Source organism: Arthrobacter cupressi (assembly GCF_900099975.1).
Taxonomy (GTDB): Bacteria; Actinomycetota; Actinomycetes; order Actinomycetales; family Micrococcaceae; genus Arthrobacter; species Arthrobacter cupressi.
Genome location: NZ_FNEI01000003.1, coordinates 98,158 through 114,369, shown reverse-complemented (window position 1 = coordinate 114,369; position 16,212 = coordinate 98,158). Strand labels below are relative to the sequence as shown.

General features: G+C 66.9%; 13 protein-coding genes and 1 tRNA gene. 9 read left to right on the top strand and 5 right to left on the bottom strand.

Features of this window, described 5'->3' with window-relative positions; translation table 11 throughout:
- Positions 1-27: 27 nt before the first annotated feature.
- Complete coding sequence (locus BLP88_RS04740) at positions 28-471, bottom strand: SRPBCC family protein (protein WP_074587352.1); 444 nt, start codon at positions 469-471, stop codon at positions 28-30.
- A gap of 183 nt (positions 472-654) precedes the next feature.
- Here BLP88_RS04740 and BLP88_RS04735 point away from each other — a divergent pair, with 183 nt between their 5' ends.
- A complete protein-coding gene (locus BLP88_RS04735; protein ID WP_084110812.1) occupies positions 655-2,151 on the top strand; it encodes a D-alanyl-D-alanine carboxypeptidase family protein in 1,497 nt (498 codons plus the stop codon).
- Positions 2,152-2,244: 93 nt separating this feature from the next.
- Positions 2,245-2,315 (top strand) — tRNA-Gly (locus BLP88_RS04730).
- Positions 2,316-2,413: 98 nt separating this feature from the next.
- Here the strand turns inward: BLP88_RS04730 and BLP88_RS04725 are convergent.
- Entirely contained in the window at positions 2,414-3,052 is a 639-nt protein-coding gene (locus BLP88_RS04725; protein WP_074587351.1) for a LysE family translocator, read from the bottom strand.
- Between the two features lie 78 nt (positions 3,053-3,130).
- Between BLP88_RS04725 and BLP88_RS04720 the strand changes: the two genes are divergently transcribed.
- Entirely contained in the window at positions 3,131-3,583 is a 453-nt protein-coding gene (locus BLP88_RS04720) for a MarR family transcriptional regulator (protein ID WP_074587350.1), read from the top strand.
- 83 nt (positions 3,584-3,666) lie between these two features.
- Here BLP88_RS04720 and BLP88_RS04715 read toward each other — a convergent pair whose 3' ends face one another.
- Positions 3,667-5,058 (bottom strand): MFS transporter, encoded by a 1,392-nt coding sequence (locus BLP88_RS04715; protein WP_074587349.1) that lies wholly within the window; start codon positions 5,056-5,058, stop codon positions 3,667-3,669.
- 181 nt (positions 5,059-5,239) lie between these two features.
- Between BLP88_RS04715 and BLP88_RS04710 the strand changes: the two genes are divergently transcribed.
- The 4 genes from BLP88_RS04710 (at position 5,240) to BLP88_RS04695 (ending at position 8,204) form a co-directional block, all read left to right on the top strand.
- The gene (locus tag BLP88_RS04710) at positions 5,240-6,094 is read left to right on the top strand and encodes a LysR substrate-binding domain-containing protein (protein WP_074587672.1); all 855 of its coding nucleotides are present in this window, start codon (positions 5,240-5,242) and stop codon (positions 6,092-6,094) included.
- 251 nt (positions 6,095-6,345) lie between these two features.
- Positions 6,346-6,642: a putative antibiotic biosynthesis monooxygenase gene (locus BLP88_RS04705; RefSeq protein ID WP_074587347.1), complete on the top strand. Its 297-nt coding sequence runs from the start codon at positions 6,346-6,348 to the stop codon at positions 6,640-6,642.
- A 48-nt stretch (positions 6,643-6,690) separates the two neighbouring features.
- Positions 6,691-7,119, top strand: a complete 429-nt coding sequence (gene panD, locus BLP88_RS04700) for an aspartate 1-decarboxylase (protein ID WP_175453492.1) — start codon at positions 6,691-6,693, stop codon at positions 7,117-7,119.
- 149 nt (positions 7,120-7,268) lie between these two features.
- Complete coding sequence (locus BLP88_RS04695; protein ID WP_074587345.1) at positions 7,269-8,204, top strand: AEC family transporter; 936 nt, start codon at positions 7,269-7,271, stop codon at positions 8,202-8,204.
- A gap of 25 nt (positions 8,205-8,229) precedes the next feature.
- Here the strand turns inward: BLP88_RS04695 and BLP88_RS04690 are convergent, their stop codons facing one another.
- Entirely contained in the window at positions 8,230-10,869 is a 2,640-nt protein-coding gene (locus BLP88_RS04690) for a trehalase-like domain-containing protein (protein WP_074587343.1), read from the bottom strand.
- 147 nt (positions 10,870-11,016) lie between these two features.
- Entirely contained in the window at positions 11,017-13,020 is a 2,004-nt protein-coding gene (locus BLP88_RS04685) for an MSCRAMM family protein (RefSeq protein ID WP_074587342.1), read from the bottom strand.
- A 298-nt stretch (positions 13,021-13,318) separates the two neighbouring features.
- Here BLP88_RS04685 and BLP88_RS04680 point away from each other — a divergent pair, with 298 nt between their 5' ends.
- Entirely contained in the window at positions 13,319-14,659 is a 1,341-nt protein-coding gene (locus tag BLP88_RS04680) for a purine-cytosine permease family protein (protein ID WP_074587341.1), read from the top strand.
- A complete protein-coding gene (locus BLP88_RS04675; RefSeq protein WP_245679768.1) occupies positions 14,656-16,212 on the top strand; it encodes a hydantoinase/oxoprolinase N-terminal domain-containing protein in 1,557 nt (518 codons plus the stop codon). The genes BLP88_RS04680 and BLP88_RS04675 overlap by 4 nt, the downstream gene beginning before the upstream one ends.

The window sequence follows — 16,212 nt, the reverse complement described above, 5'->3', positions numbered from 1 at the left end:
AGCCGGCGCAGTGGCCGGAGTCTCGAACTACGCCGCGTTCTCCTCCTCAAGGACGCTCTTGAGCTTGTCCAGTTGGAGCACCTCGGCCTCCATGGTCTTCTGGATCATCCCGCCCATGAGCTTCTGCAGGCCCTTCGGGTGGAATTCGAGCGCGAAGCGCAGCCGGGTGTTGGGCCCTTCGGTGCTCAGGTAGTAGCCGCCCAGGGGCCGGGCCGGGCCGGCGACAACCTCGAAACGCACCTCGGCGCCGGGCCGTGCCTCGGTGATCTGGAAGTCGGCGGCGAGGGGCCGTCCGCCCGGGCCGAGCAGGGTCTGCTGGTACACGGCGCCCTTCGCGCCGGCCTTGCCGGAACGGAGGGAAATGCTGCGGATGCCGTCGCGCCACAACGGGTTGTTCAGCCCGTCCACGAGGAAAAGGTACACACTCATGGCGTCGCGGCCGATCAGTACTTCGTGCTCTGCGAATGCCATGGGGTCCCCTTCAAGGTGCGACAAAACGATGTAGCCCGGTTCCCCATGACGCACAGCTAACCGTTTCAGGATAGGCAGGGGCCGCCGCGCGGGACACCGTTGGGGCGTGCCTTAACCGAATCTTTATTACATCGGAACCCGTGTTGCGGTAGAGTTCCCGGGCCGCAACCGAAGGGACTGTTCATGGCTGCCTCCCATCACACGAGCCCGTTTCGCGTACGACGACGGCGGGCCGGCGCCCGCGTGCCGCTTGCGGTTTCGCTGTGCGCGGCTTTGCTGCTGGGCACCCCGGTGACGGCCCCCGCGGCAGGCGGCACCGCCGTCGCACACGCCGCTCGGACGGCCGGCCCGGCACCGGCGACCGTCAATCCGCTGCCCAGCCTGCCACCGGTATTCACCGCCGGCAGCACCGCGGTGCTGGTCAACAAATCCCATCCCCTCAATCCGCTGCGCTACGCCCCCGCCGACCTCGTCAACGCCCGCAGCAGCGGCTCCTACCTGCGCTCCGAAGCGGCGGGCGCCCTGAATTCGCTCTTCAATGCGGCGGCGAATGCCGGGCACGGACTGGCAGTGGTGAGCGGCTACCGCTCCTACGACACCCAGGCGGCCCTGTACGACTACTACGTGCGCACCTACGGGCAGGCCTACGCGGACACCATCTCAGCCAAGCCCGGGTACAGCGAACACCAGACCGGCCTGGCGGTGGACATCGGCAACGCGGGCGGCTCCTGCGGCCTGTCCACCTGCTTCGGCGAGACCCCGGCCGGCCGCTGGGTGGCGGCGAACGCGTACCGCTACGGCTTCATCGTCCGCTACCCCAACGGGTATTCGGGCACCACGGGCTACAGCTACGAGCCGTGGCACCTGCGCTACATCGGCCCGACCATCGCCGCGGACATGCGCGCCCGCAGCTACCCCACGCTCGAGCACTATTTCGCGGGCAACCCGGCGGCCGGAGCCACCATCAAGAGCGGTTCGGACCTGGTTGCCGTGAACTCGGCCGGGCAGTTGCTGCGCTATGCGGCAGGATCCGGAAAATACCTGCCGCCGACTGTGATCGGCGGCGGCTGGTCGAACCTCAAGCAGGGCTTCGTGGTGGATTGGAACGCGGACGGCGTGTACGACCTCCTCGCCCAATGGAAGGACGGGAAGCTCGGCTACTACCGCGGCCGGGCCGCCGGCGGATTTGAGGCGCAACGGGCAGTGGGCTGGGGATGGGGTGACATGACCATCACCGTGGGAAAGATGAACCGCAGCCACAAATATCCCGGAGTGCTCGGGTTTAAGCCCGACGGCGCGCTGCGGTACTACCCGAACACCAGCGGCGGAGCATTGAGCACCTTCGCCATTGTCGGCTGGGGCTGGGGCGGCCGGACCATCACGCTGGCCGACTGGAACAATGACGGCAACAACGACATCCTCTCCCAGGCGCCGGGTGGTGCGCTCCTGTACTACCGGGGCAACGGGACCGGAGGAGTGGCAGCATCCACGGCGATCGGCTGGGGCTGGCACACCATGAACGTGCTGGCACCCAGCTTCGGATTTTCCGGCATCGGAACACGTGGCCTGACGGCGCGGAAGAACGACGGGACGCTGTATTACTACGGCTTCGGCAACGGCAGTTGGGCTCCTGCCCGGGTTGTCGGCAACGGCTGGGGCCCGATGCAGGTCTTCAAGTAGGCAGCCTGCGGCGGGTCTGTCCGGGAACGCCTGTGATCTGCGCTAAGCTGGGACCTGCTCCGGCTGAGTTTTCGAGAACACAGGCCGGGCAATGCGGGCGTAGCTCAATGGTAGAGCGCTAGCTTCCCAAGCTCGATACGCGGGTTCGATTCCCGTCGCCCGCTCCGCACAGGACACCCCGGTCTTCGGACCGGGGTGTTTTCTGCATCCGGAGCTGCATGCAGTCGAACCGGCGCCAGGGGCTACCCGGGATCGGTCTGATTTACGTGGTCGCGGTCCCGACGAGTTCGGCCGCATATATCCCGGTCAGGACGAGCCCGAGGATGCCGAGCACGAGCGTCGCCGAGCGCATCGTCGCCGAGTACGCCCGCGGAGTGAAACGGTGGCGGAAGCGCGCGAGCAGAAGCGCAACGACCACCTTCGCCCCGATCAAGGCCAGGTAAAACGCGGCAACCAGGGAATACGCGCCAGCCGGACCCGAATGCCACTCACGCACGAACAGCGGTCCAAGCACGGCCGCCCAGGTGATCCAGGGGTGGGGGCTGAGCAAGTTCACCAGGGCTCCCTGCAGGAGCGCACGCCACCCTTCCGTCCGCGCCGAAGCGGCATCGGACACGACGTGGTCGACCGCCGCCCCTTTGCGCCACTGCAGGCCGGCGGAGACGGCCAGGTACACACCTCCGAGCAACCCGATCGCCGAGAGCGTCCAATGCGGCAGCCGGTCGAGGGCGAGGACTACCAACACGATGACCAGCGCGTCCGAAAGCATCGGCGCCACGGCCGTCGCGGTTCCGCCACGCCAGCCGTGGCGCAGCGTCTGCATCACGACGAGCACGAGCAGCGGCCCCGGACTGACACCCGCGGTGGCGCCAAGCGATAAACCGATCAGCACAGCATCCATCGTTCCTCCCTTGGACCAGAGCCACATACCGCGACTATGATGGCAGCATAATTATGTACGCACAACTAAGGGTAAACGATGAAGACAGAAGCGGTGGACGATCTCGGCATGCTGGCTGACTTGCTGCTCGACGTCGCGCGGCTCATCCGGATGGCCGAGCCACACGGTGACATGCCGGCGCTGACCGAAACCGAGCGGATGGTCATGCGCATTGTCGACCTCGCGCCAGGGTTGACGCCGAGCGAAATCGCCGACCGGTCCGTCCTGCAACGGCCGAATGTCAGCGTGGCGCTCCGCAGCCTTGAGGCGAAGGGACTCGTCGACCGCACCGAACGGGTCGGACGGAACGTCGTCGTCCGGCCCACAGAGGCTGCGGCGAGCTCGCTCGAGCGGCTTCGGACAGCACTGCGCAAGGTGATGGAAGAGGCAATGGAGGGAACCGACACCTCGACACTACTGGCGCTCAGCGCTCCGCTGCGCGAACTGGAGCAGAAGCTCTTCGCTCTGCGCCGCCCGACAGGGACTCCCTGACGGCCAGTTGGACATGTCCGGGCTGCGCGGCGGCTCAACGAGCCGTGTAGTTATCGCAGGACTTTCAAAACAGCGATCCCACCTCATGCCGCCCGCGGCACAATCCGCACCAGGCGGCGCCGGTTCTTCAGGTCCACCCTCAGCTGCAGCGCCGACTTCCGGGCCAGCACGACGGCGACCGTCACCGCCGCGAGCGCCGGCACCCCGCCTGCCACCAGGATCGCCAGGTGCGGATTGAAGTGTTCGGCCAGCCAGCCCATCATGGGGCCACCGATGGCCTGGCCGCCGATCAGCACCACGAGGTACAGGCTCATGACCCGGCCGCGGATGGCCATGTTCGCGCTGGTTTGCACCAGCTGGTTCGCGGCGGTGAGGAACATCAGGCACCAGAATCCCGAAAGCACCATGGCCGCACCGAACCACGCCATGGACGGCGCCGCCGCGGAAAGGCACAGCATCAGCCCGTACATTCCCGCGCACAGCACCACCGAACGCAGCCGCAGCTGCCGGCGTCGGGCGGAAGCGATGGCCCCGCACATCGCGCCGAGCGCAACCAGGGCGTTGAGCAGGCCGTAGCCGCCGGCACCGGCGTCGTACACGTGGTCCGCGAAGGCGGCCAGCAGCACCGGCAGGCTCATCGCGAACACCGCCACGAACCCGGCCATGAGCCACGGCCAATAGATAGTGGGCTTGCGGAGCGCGTACCGCAGGCCCTCCGCGAGCATGCCCTTGCGCCGGGGAGCGGGTTTGCTGACGTGCAGTTCGTTCTTGCGGAGCAGCAGCAGGGTGGTGATGGTGGAGCAGCAGGCCAGGGCGTTGCCGGCGAAGGCCCAGCCAGGCCCGACGGCGTTCAGCAGCACGCCCGCCAGCGCCGGCCCGATCAGCCCGCCCAACTGGAAGGTGGTGGAGTTGACGCTGATCGCGTTGCGCAGGTAGGTGGGCCCGACGAGTTCGTTGACGAAGACCTGGCGGGCGGGCTGGTCGAGCACGGTGACCAGGCCAAGGATGAATGCGATGACGTAGACGTGCCACACCTGGACCACGCCGGTCAGGGACAGGACGGCCAGGCTTGCGGCGAGGGCGGCGGCCACGCCTTGGCAGAGCATGAGGATGCGGCGTTTGGCGAAGCGGTCGGCGATCATCCCGCCCCACGGGCCGAGCACCAGGGAGGGCATGAACTGCAGGGCGACGGTGATGCCGACGGCGGTGACCGAGCCGGAGAGCTGCAGCACCATCCAGTCCTGGGCGATGCGCTGCATCCACAGCGCGATGACCGCCACGAAATGGCCGATCGCGAAGACACGGAAGTTGTGGACACGCAGGGAGATGAAGGTGTGCCGCCAGGGCAGGCGTTCGCTCACGACGGCGATCGGCTGGGTGACGGTGTCCGGGTCGCGGCCGGCGCGGGCCGCGGCGCTCACGGACTCGATGGCGGAATGGCTGACGGTTGCTTCGGAGGGTGGAGGGGGTGCCAAGGGAGTGTCCTCATCAAACGTTTGGTTCAGGCAGGATTCGGTTCAGGTGGTTTCACTGGAATGCCTTTAACGCTAGGGTTGGCCCCGATAATCATGGAAGCGTATTGGCCTTATAACTCTCATTGCATTCCGCAATGAGGCGGGCCGTGGTCCGTTGAGGAGTCCCTTGTCCGAGGCAACACTGTTCGATCCGGTGCAGCTGCGTTCCTTCCTTGCCGTGGCGGAGACCCTGAGCTTCACCAAGGCCGCCGAGAAGCTGGGCCTCGCGCAGCCGACCGTGAGCCAGCACGTGCGGAAACTGGAGGCCGCGGCCAAGCGTTCGCTCGTGGCGCGGGACACCCGGGACGTCCGGCTGACCGACAACGGGGACGCGATGGCCGGTTTCGCGCGGAGCATCCTGGCAGCCCACGACGACGCCGCGCGCTACTTTTCGGGGTCGGCGATGCGCGGCCGGCTGCGCTTCGGCACCGCGGACGACCTTGCCATCACGGGCCTGCCGCGGATCCTGCGCGAGTTCCGGCAGCTGTATCCGCAAGTGAACCTGGAGCTCACGGTCAGCCAGAGCGACCAGTTGTACCGGCGGCTCAATGCGGGCCAACTGGACCTCGTGTTCGTGAAGTGGGTGGGCGAGGCCAAGGACGGAACGGTGGTCCGGAAGGACAGCTTCGACTGGGTGGGCCTGGAGCAGACGGTGCTTGATCCGGGGAGCCCGGTCCCGCTCATCTGCTATCCCGCGCCGAGCATCAGCCGCAAGCTTGCCATCGACGCCCTCGAAGCGCGGGGCCGCACGTGGCGCGTGACGTGCTCCACCAAGCAGATCGCGGGAGTCCTCGCGGCGGTCCGGGCGGGCATCGGCGTTGCGGTCATGCCGTCGTCGCTGGTTCCGGAGGACCTGAAGGTCATCACGAACCGCTTCGACCTCCCGCCCGTCGGCGGCGTGGACTTCACCCTGATCCGCAACCCCCTGGCCAACGCCGAGGCGGTGGATGCCCTGACGCAGGCGATCATCGGCAGGACGCTGCGGAAGCAGGCGTAGGGGTTGGGTCGCGAGGGGGGCGGGGCGTGGGGCGTCACGCCCCGCAGGTTTCGCGCTTCTCCATTGGCCGCCCACCCTGGATTTCCGCGGCGCAGCGCCCCCGGTTAGCCTGAAAACGTGCATGGCGTGACGGCACCGGACGGAACCCACCGCCAGCGCGCACCGCGCCAACTGGCACCGGGAAGAAACCGCGGGCCGCGCATGTTGATTTGCTTGAGTTACCTGCGTATACCTGCCTATAAGGAGTACCCATGAGCCCTTCCCCAGCCCAGCAAGCAGCAGCCCAGAACGGCCCGGCGGCCGCCCCGCCCCTGCCTTCCATCCACGTCCGCGCCTTCATCACCTGGCTGGCGATCTTCCCTCTGGTGGCTGTCGGTTTGGTGGCTTTCGGCCCGTTGATGGAAAGCTGGCACCCCGTGCTCCGCGCGTTCTTCCTGACTGTGCTGATAGTTCCAGCCGCGGTGTACTTCGTGGTGCCCAAGCTCTTCGCCATGTACGGCATGTTCGCGAAGCGCCGGGCGCAGAGCACCGCCCGGAAACAGGCGTAACCCACATCACAGAGCGCCGGGCGCAGCCCACGCTAAACTTGTCCCGTTATGAACCGCACAATGTTTAAGTCCAAGATCCACCGCGCCACGGTCACCCATGCCGACCTGCACTACGTCGGCTCCGTCACCGTGGACCTCGATCTGCTGGACGCTGCGGACATCCTGCCCGGCGAGCTCGTGTCGATTGTCGATGTCACCAACGGCGCCCGGCTGGAAACCTACACCATCGCCGGCGAGCGCGGTTCCGGCGTCATCGGCATCAACGGGGCCGCCGCGCACCTGGTGCACGTGGGCGACGTCGTCATCCTCATCACTTACGCGGAGATGACCACTGAAGAAGCCCTGGCCTACGAGCCCAAGGTGGTCCACGTGGATGGAGACAACAAGATCCTCCAACTCGGCAACGATCCCGCCGAGTGCCACACGCCCGGGCTGATGCGCCCGCCGCACGCCCTCAGCAACGCCCGCCAGCACTAAGCGGCGCCGGCCGCCGGCACGTCCACACCGGCCACCCGCGTCCACATAACGGGAATCGGCCCCCGCCGCACCTCTCCGGCGAATAAATCTGATTACGCTGGGATCGTGAACCTCCCCGGCACTCCACCAAGCACGTCCGGAACCCTGCTGTGATCGAGGTACTGTCGGGCTTCTTCGTGGTGTGGGCGATCATCGGCGTGGGCTGGTTCGTCGGCAAGCGCGAGATCCTCGGCGCGAATGCCGGGCAGACGCTCAGCCGGCTCGCCTTCTTCGTGGCGAGCCCTGCGCTCCTCTTCGAAACGTTGTCCAAGGCCAGGCTCGAGGATGTCCTGGGCCCGCAGCTCGCCGCCGCGGCGATCAGCGGAACGGTGGTGGGCATCATCTATGTGCTGCTCAGCAAGTTCGCGCTGAAACGGAAGATGCCCGAGGCCCTCATCGGCGCCATGAGCGCCAGCCAGGCCAACAGCGCCAACCTCGGCATTCCGATCGCGGTCTATGTGCTGGGCGACGCGAGCTACGTGGCACCCCTGCTGATCTTCCAACTGGCCTTCTACAACCCGGTCTACCTGATGGCGCTGGATGCCACCCACGGCTCCCGCAGCGCGAAACAGAATCCGCTGCTGAAGTTCCTGCTGATCATCCTGCGGAATCCGGTGATCGTGGCCTCAGCGCTGGCGCTGCTGTTCTCCGCCCTCCACCTGCAACTGCCGGACCCCGCCCTCCAGCCGATCCACTTCATCGGCGGCGCCGCGGTGCCGGCCATGCTGATGTCCTTCGGCATGTCGCTCAACGGGAACCGGCCCTTCTCGGCAGCCAGCGGACGCCGGACGGACATCGTGATCGCGTCGGCCTTCAAGCTCATCCTGCACCCGGCCCTGGCGTTCCTGGTGGCCCACTTCGTCCTCGGGCTCAACGGCCACGCCCTGTTCGCGGCCACCATCGCCGGCGCCCTCCCCACGGCGCAGAACGTATTCGTGGCCGCCACCCGCTACCAGCAGGGCATCACCATCGCGAAAGACACGGTGCTGATCACCACCGTGATCGCGGTGCCCGCGATGCTCGTCATCGCCGCGTTCCTGCACTGAGCCTTCCCCCCGACCGCCGGAGCGCCTACTCCTCCTCCACTGTGGAAAGGTAACGGTCCAGCAGCTGCGCGCAGCGGATGAAGCCCAGGTGTGAGTACGCCTGCGGATGGTTGCCCAGGTGGGTTTCCGTGCCCGGGTCGTACTCCTCGGGCAGCAATCCCGTCGGCCCGAACAGCGCCACGAGCTGGTTGAACAGCTCCAGCGCATCGTCCATCCGGCCCACGGCGAGGTAGGCCTCGATCAGCCAGGTGGTGCAGATGTGGAACCCGCCCTCCAAACCCGGCAGGCCGTCGTCGTACCGGTACCGGAAGACGGTCGGCCCCACCCGCAGTTCGCGTTCGACGGCGGCGACGGTGTCCAGGAAACGCTGATCTCGGACATCCAGCAGGCCGGAAAGTCCGATGTGCAGCACCGCGGCGTCCAGGTCCGGGCTGTCGTACGCCACGGTGTAGGAGCACGCTGAATCGTCCCAGCCTTCGCGGAGCACCTCCTCCCGGATAGTGTTCGCAGTTTCTTCCCACCCGGGGCCGACGGGCCTGCGGAAACGGACGGCGGTGCGCATGGCCCGGTCCAGCGTCACCCAGCACATCACCTTGGTGTAGGTGTGGTGGCGCGGGGCACGGCGGGCTTCCCAGATGCCATGGTCCGGTTCATGCCAGCGCGCCAGCACGGCCGATGCCATCTGCTCCATGAGCCGCCAGTGCCCGTCAGGCAGGGTCCCCCGGCGGTTGCCGAGGCCGTGGATGAGCTCAGCAATCGGGCCGAACACGTCCAGCTGCACCTGGTGGTCTGCCGCGTTCCCGATCCGCACGGGCCGCGAGCCGGCGTACCCGGGGAGTGTCTCGATGATGGCCTCGGTGGAAAGCGGCGCACCGGTCACCGAGTACAGCGGGTGCAGCCATTCGGGCCCCGGAGCGTTCTCCAGGATGCGGTCCAGCCAACGCAGGAAACCGTCGGCCTCCGCCGTGGAACCGAGGTCCACCAGGGCGTTCACCGTCATGGATCCGTCCCGCAGCCAGCAGTAGCGGTAGTCCCAGTTTCGGGTTCCGCCGATTCCTTCCGGCAGCGAGGTGGTGGGCGCGGCGAGGACCGCCCCGGTGGGCTCGTGCACCAGGGATTTCAGCACCAGCGCGGAGCGCCGCACCAGCGAGGGTTTCATGCCGGGCAGCTCCAGCTCCCGGACCCACTGCCGGGATTCCTGCGCGACGGCGGCCCGCCGGTCGGGCTCTCCGGCGGGGTCCGCCGTCGCCGGCTCTGTGTCCCCGCACCTCAGGTTCAGGACGACGGGACCGTGGGCGAGGCTGACCTCCGCGGTGGCGGTGGCGTGTTTGCCGTCGCCGGTGACCGTGAAGGCGACGCCTGGCGCGACGAGGACGATGGGGTCCGAGGTTCCCACAACGTGCAGCTCATGGCCGCGGACCTCCATGCTGAACGAGGCGTTCGCGTAGTCCGGGCGCGGCGCGAACACGATGCGGGCGCTGCCCGTCCCGCTCAGCACGCGGACGAGGCTGGTGATGCCCTCGGGCGCGGGTTCGAGGTAGTCCGTGACCATGACGTCGGCCCAGCGGGTCTCCACGATCATGGTGTTGTCCACATAGCGCTGGCCCAGCACCTGCGAAGCCTTGACCGGCTCTACGCTGAAGTGACCGGCGGGATCGCCGCCCAGGATGTGCGCGAACAGGGAGCCGGAATCGGGAAGGGGGTGGCTCATCCAGCAGATCTTGCCTTCCGGAGTGAGCAGCGCCGTGGACGCTCCGTTGCCGATCATCGAATGCCGTTCCAGGCCCACGGCGTCCTCGCCGAACAGCCACGCGCGGCGCAGTTCGAACAGGATGGCCAGGACCTTGGCGAAGGCTTCGGGGTCCGGTAGCCGGTGGTCGGCTGCGGTATCGCCGGGTCCCACGCGCAGGCCGAGGTCAGGGCCGCGGAGAGTTGCCAGGGCAAGTTCGTCGCTGTCGGCGTCGCCGGCGAACAGGGCGGCACTGGCGCCGAGCTTTTGCCGCAACTGTTCCAGGGCTGCGTCCTTGGAAGGCTCCACCACCGAAAGGTCCAGCACCGAGCCGTCCACGATGAAGGACAGGCCCAATTCCTGCGCGATCTCCCGTGCGCGCTCTGTAACCCTGGCGACCACGTCCGGCGTCGCCATGCGGGTACGGACCCCGACGGCGGCCGGTTTGCGTTCGATGCTGATGCCCTTCTCGAAGCCGAGGGATTCGTGCAGGGCCGTGGCGGTTTGCTGCAGGAGGGCTTCGGTGGCCATGGACACCCCGTAGGCGTACGCCATGTCGAATTCGACGCCGTGCGAACCCACCAGGTGGACTTCCGCGGGGAGGCGCGAGACGGCGGCCAGGTCCCTCAGGGCCCGGCCGGACACGACGGCGGCGTGCGTGTTGGGCAGGGCGGCGAGCGCCCGGAGCGCGACGGCGGCGCTGCCCAGAGGAAGGGTTTCGGTGGACACGCCCTCGGCCACGCACAGGGTCCCGCCGTAATTGCAGGCCACGAGCAAACCCGGGGTGCGGGCAAGGACCCGCAGTTCGGCGAGCAGTTCCGGGGTGATGCCGTCGTCGGCCCCGTCAGACTGGACAAAAGTGCGCAGTAGTCCCAGTGGGAGCGACTTGGTCAGCAGGGCGGAATCGGCCACGGACTGGTTGAGCGGAGTAGGCATGGGCGGCATCCTTCCGGGTGGATCCGTCCAGTGTCCGCCCGCCCGGTTTCGCCTGCGTGGCCCCGCTGTTGCCGGGGCGTAACGGCTGCGGGGGGTAGTTCGAGGGCCCGGGAACCATTCGGTTCCGGGCCCTCGGACTGTTAGCGGTTAGCGGCGGGCCCGGAACCGGGCGGTCAGGAAGATCGCGACGCCGGCAGCGCCGAGCACTCCAAGGGCCAGGCCCAGCGGGGCGAGGTTCGCCGGCGCGCTGGCTTCGGCGAGGTCACCTGCGGCGGCCGGCGTGCCCGTTGTGGCCGGGCTACCGGTGTCCGCCGCCTCGCCCGTCGGGGCCAGGTCGCCAACCTTGGCCTCGTCACCAGCCTTAACCGGAGCAGCGCCGGTGGCGGAGGCCCGCTGCACGCCGGCGGTGTTCGCGGCGGCCTGCGGGGTGGTTGCCGTTCCTGCAGGCTCCACGGTGGTGGCCGCAGCGGCAACTTCGGCAGGTTCCTGCGACGGTTCCGCGTCCGCAGGTTTCTGCGCCGACGTGGCGGAACCCGCCGGCTTCTGCGGCGGCACGGTTTCAGTGGGCTTCCGCGGCGGGGCAGGCTTCTTCACGACGTCGCTGTCGATGCCGGTCACTGTCTGCCCTGCTGCCACGGTCACCGTTGCCGCGCTGGCGAGGGTCTTACCGCCGTACCAAGAGGTCATGCTGCCGTCGTCCGTGGACGCCTGGAATTCGACCGTGTAGGAACCGGCGGGCAGACCAAAGACCTCGTAACTGCCATCCTCGGCCGGGAGGGCATCGCCCGCCTCGTTGCCGGCTTCGTTCAGGACCCTGACAGTCGTCCGGTCAGGAGGGAACGGGGACTTGACCTGCCCCGCAATCACGGCTTCCGGAACCGCCGTGAAATTGATCCCCGAGGTTGTCTGTCCTTCGGTCACGTTCAGGACAGTGGTGGTGCGGATGTCGCCGCCGTACCATTCATTGGCGTAGCCGCCGATCTCCCCGAAAAGCCGTACCTTCACCTGACCGGTGGGTAGGCCGCTCACGGTGTAGCTGCCGTCCGGGTTAACCATGGTGTAGCCGAGGGGCGGGCCATATCGCGGGTGATTGGAAAGCGGATAGACCTGCACCATCAGGGGTGCTTCCCCGTCGTAGCCTGCCACGGTGCCGCTGAGGCTCGCCGCGGCTGGCAAAGTGAAGTCGATACCTGTGACTGCGGCACTGGCGGCGACCTCGATCGGGGTAGCCGTGGCCTGATCCGTGCCGCCGTACCAAACAGGATCGCTACCGATCGGGCTCGGGTGAATGGACACCTTGTAGAGCCCAGCGGCAAGGCTGGACAGCGTATAGGTGCCGTCGGCTGCGGCGTTCGTTTCAGTTATCGGCATGCCGGACAGGTCTCTGACCTCCACCAAGGTTCCTTCGACTCCGCCGCCGCCGAGCCGGACCACGGTTCCGGAGATGCTGCCCGCACCGGGGTCGACGGTGATCGTGACATCCTCGCCGGTAATCGCGGATCCCTCGGCCACCACAATGGCCGGTGCGGTCTCCGGGCTCAGGCTGTTGCCGTTCCACACCGATGCTGCGCTGCCCATGAAGTTGAGTTTGTAGGAACCCGGTGCAAGGTTTTCCAGGATGTACTGGCCGTCCGGGTCGGTCGCCGTCGCCGTAACGGGGAAGTCATAGGAACCGTCCAGGAAGGCAGACACCACTACCTGTTCCGGATCCGCGCCCGCGGCGAAGCTCACCGTGCCGGCAATGGACCCCGCCAGCGCAAGGGTGGCGTCCGCGCCCGTCACCGACTGGCCCTCGGCCAGTTCGATCCACGGCGCGGTCTCTTCGGTGGACGCGCCGCCGTTCCACACGACCGTGGTTGCCGGGTGGGCGAACACGATCTTGTACCGCCCCGGCCAAATTTCCGCGAAGGTGTAGGCGCCGGTGGCGTCGGGCGTAATTTCCGCATCCGGCATGGTGTAGCCCTCGGGCGTCTCCACCAGGAGCAGGACCACCGTCTGGGTGACGTCCGCCCCCGCGGGGACGGTCACGGTGCCGGAGATGCTGGCCGTGCCCGCGGCGTGGGCCGGCACAACGCCGGCGAAAACCATGCCGGTCAGCAGGGTCAATAAGAGAACAAGGCGCAGCCGCGCCTTGGAGATGGCGCGCGCCATGTAGCCCCCAATTATTCACGAAATGATGCGAAGGATCGGCGCCGTAGCGCCGAGTGATGAGGAGAACTCTATGGCCCCGCCGAGCCGCGACTCAAGCCGGGCCGCGTAAAAGTCCGGCGGTATGCTTTGCGGCCTCAAAAGCCCCCTTCTTCGTCTCCGCTGATAGCAAGTCAGCCGGAGCGCCAAGTCAATCCGTGCAATGTGCATACGAATGGAGGCCAAGCACTGCACATTGCCCAATGACCGCCGAGCTACCCGTCGATACTGTGAAGTGAATCACTCGAAAGGAATGCATGTCATGTCCACATCCGGAACAGGGCACGATGACTACCCCATCACCAGGGTTCCCGCAACGAAGCGGAAACACTGGTTCGGCATCGCGGTCCAGCGCTTTGGTCAAACCTCTGACCTGAGCCAGTTTCTTCTCGGCGCAACGTTTGGCTTCGGAATGACCTTCTGGGACGCTTTCTGGGCGTTTACCGTCGGCGCGTTGATAGTCGAAGCACTCATGATTTTCGTCGGCATCGCCGGCATGCGCCAAGGCCTCACAACATCGATGCTCGCCCGCTGGACCGGCTTTGGCCGCGGCGGCGCATCGGTCCTCGGCCTCGCCATCTGCATCAGCCTCATCGGCTGGTTCGGGATCCAATCAGGGATTTCCGGAGCCGGGCTGAACCAGATCGTCCCCGAAATCCCCACTTGGGCCTGGTCGCTGGCCTTTGGCCTGGTGGTCACGCTGATCGTGGTACGCGGCTTTGAGTCCATGCAGTGGCTGGCCAACATCACCGTACCGCTGTTCATGGTCCTCATCGCCTGGGCGGCATGGGCAGAACTCAGCAACCACTCCATCAGCCAGCTCATCAACGATGCCCCTCCCGGCCCCCAGCTGGATTTCGTCACCGCTACCACCATCGTCGCTGGAAGCGCCGTCCTCGGGGCGGTCATCACGGCCGACATGACCCGCTACAACCGGAGCGCCGGCGACGTCGTCAAACAAACCGTCGTCGGCATGACCCTCGGCAACTACACCATCGGCATGATCGGCGTGCTGCTGGCCCACGCCATGAAATCCGCCGACGTCACTCAGATCATCTTCTCCTCGGTGGGCTGGATCGGCATCCTGATCATCGTCCTGGGCACGTCCAAGATCAACGACTGGAACCTCTACAGTGCCGGTCTCGGCGTAGTGTCCTTCTTCAACAGCGCCATGAACAAACGACTGAACCGCGGACACGTCACGCTGCTGCTCGGCGTCGTCGGAACCGTCCTGGCCGCGGCCGGGATCCTGGACAAGTTCATCGACATCCTCATGCTGCTGGGCGTCGTCTTCCCGCCCGTGGCCGGCATCATCATGGCCGAATACTTCGTCATCAGGAAGTGGCGGCCCCTCCTCGAGGCCACCAGGGACTCGGGACTTCCGCCAGCCGAATCGCCCAACTGGATTCCCGCTACCTTCATCATCTGGGCGATCTCAGCGGTCCTGGGCTACTTCGTCACCTTCGGGCTCCCGGCCTTCAACTCGCTCGCCGCGGCGTTCCTCCTCTACATCATCGCCGGCAAGCTGAACCTCCTGAAGTCTTACGGCGACAACCACCCAACAGAAACCACCACCAAGGAAGAACCGGTAACTGCACCATGAGCAGCCTGAGAATCGGCATTGACGTCGGCGGCACCAACACGGACGCTGTGCTGCTGGACGGCGGGCAGGTGCTCGCCTCCACCAAAGTCCCCACCACCCGGGACGTCACCAGCGGCATCACCCAGGTCCTCACCGCGCTGAAGGAGCTGAACGGCTTCAGCCCGGACCGCATCCGCGGCGTGATGATCGGGACCACGCATTTCATCAACGCCCTCATCGAGGCACGGGACCTCTGCCCAACGGCGGCGATCCGGCTTGGACTTCCCGCCACGGCGTCGCTGCCCCCGTTCACGGACTGGCCCGGCGCCCTCACCAGCGCGGTCAAGGGCCGGGCCTACCTGGCCCATGGCGGACACGAGTTCGACGGCCGCGCCATCAGCCCCTTCGACCCCGACGAGATCCGGCGGCACGCGGCGGACCTTGCGGCGCACGGCATCCGTTCCGTGGCGGTGTCCAGCGTCTTCTCGCCCGTCAACGATGAATTCGAGCAGCGGACCCTGTCCATTCTTCACGAGGAACTGGGTCCGGAGTTCCCCGTCACCTTGTCCCACGAGATCGGCCGGGTGGGGCTTCTGGAGCGGGAAAACGCGACCATCGTCAACGCCTCCCTCGCCGAAATGGCGAACCGGATTGTCGACGGACTCGCCAAGGCTGTCCTCGAGCAAGGCATCACCGCCCCGCTGTACGTCAGCCAGAACGACGGCACCCTGATGGACATCGAATACACCCGGCGCTACCCCGTGGCCACGTTCGCCTCCGGACCCACCAACTCGATGCGCGGAGCGGCGGCGCTCTCCGGATTTTCCGACTGCCTGATCGTGGACATCGGTGGCACGACCACCGACGTCGGCGTCCTGGTCAACGGTTTCCCGCGTGAGTCCAGCACCCACGTGCGACTCGCAGGCCTGCGCACCAACTTCCGCATGCCCGACGTGCTCTCGGCGGGCCTCGGCGGCGGGTCCCGGGTGCGGACCGATCAAGGAACCGTTGGTCCGGATTCCGTGGGCTACCGGCTGACCGACGAGTCGCTCGTCTTCGGCGGGTCTGTCCTGACAGCTACGGACATCGCCGTCCGCAGCGGAAGGGCCGACGTCGGTGATGCGTCTTTGGTGGCCCATATCAGTGACGCCGTGGTGCGGTCAGCTCTTGAACAGATCGACAGGGCCGTTGCGGACGTTGCCGACCGCATCCGGACCTCGTCCGCACCTTTGCCAGTGGTCGCAGTCGGCGGTGGATCCGTCCTGCTGGCGGAACAACTGGACGGCCTTGGCACCATCTACCGGCCTGAAAATTTTGACGTCGCCAACGCCTACGGTGCCGCCATCGCCCAGATCAGCGGCGAGGTGGATCGCGTGTCCTACATTGCGGACGGCGACCAGAAGCGCGCCATGGAATCCGCGCGGCAGGAGGCCGTGGACCGAGCAGTTGCCGCCGGGGCCAGCCCGGAAACAGTGACGATCGTTGAGCAGGAAGCCATTCCAATCCCCTACCTTCCCGGAAACGCAATGCGCGTCCGGGTCAAGGCCGCCGGCAACCTCACGTTAGGAAGATGA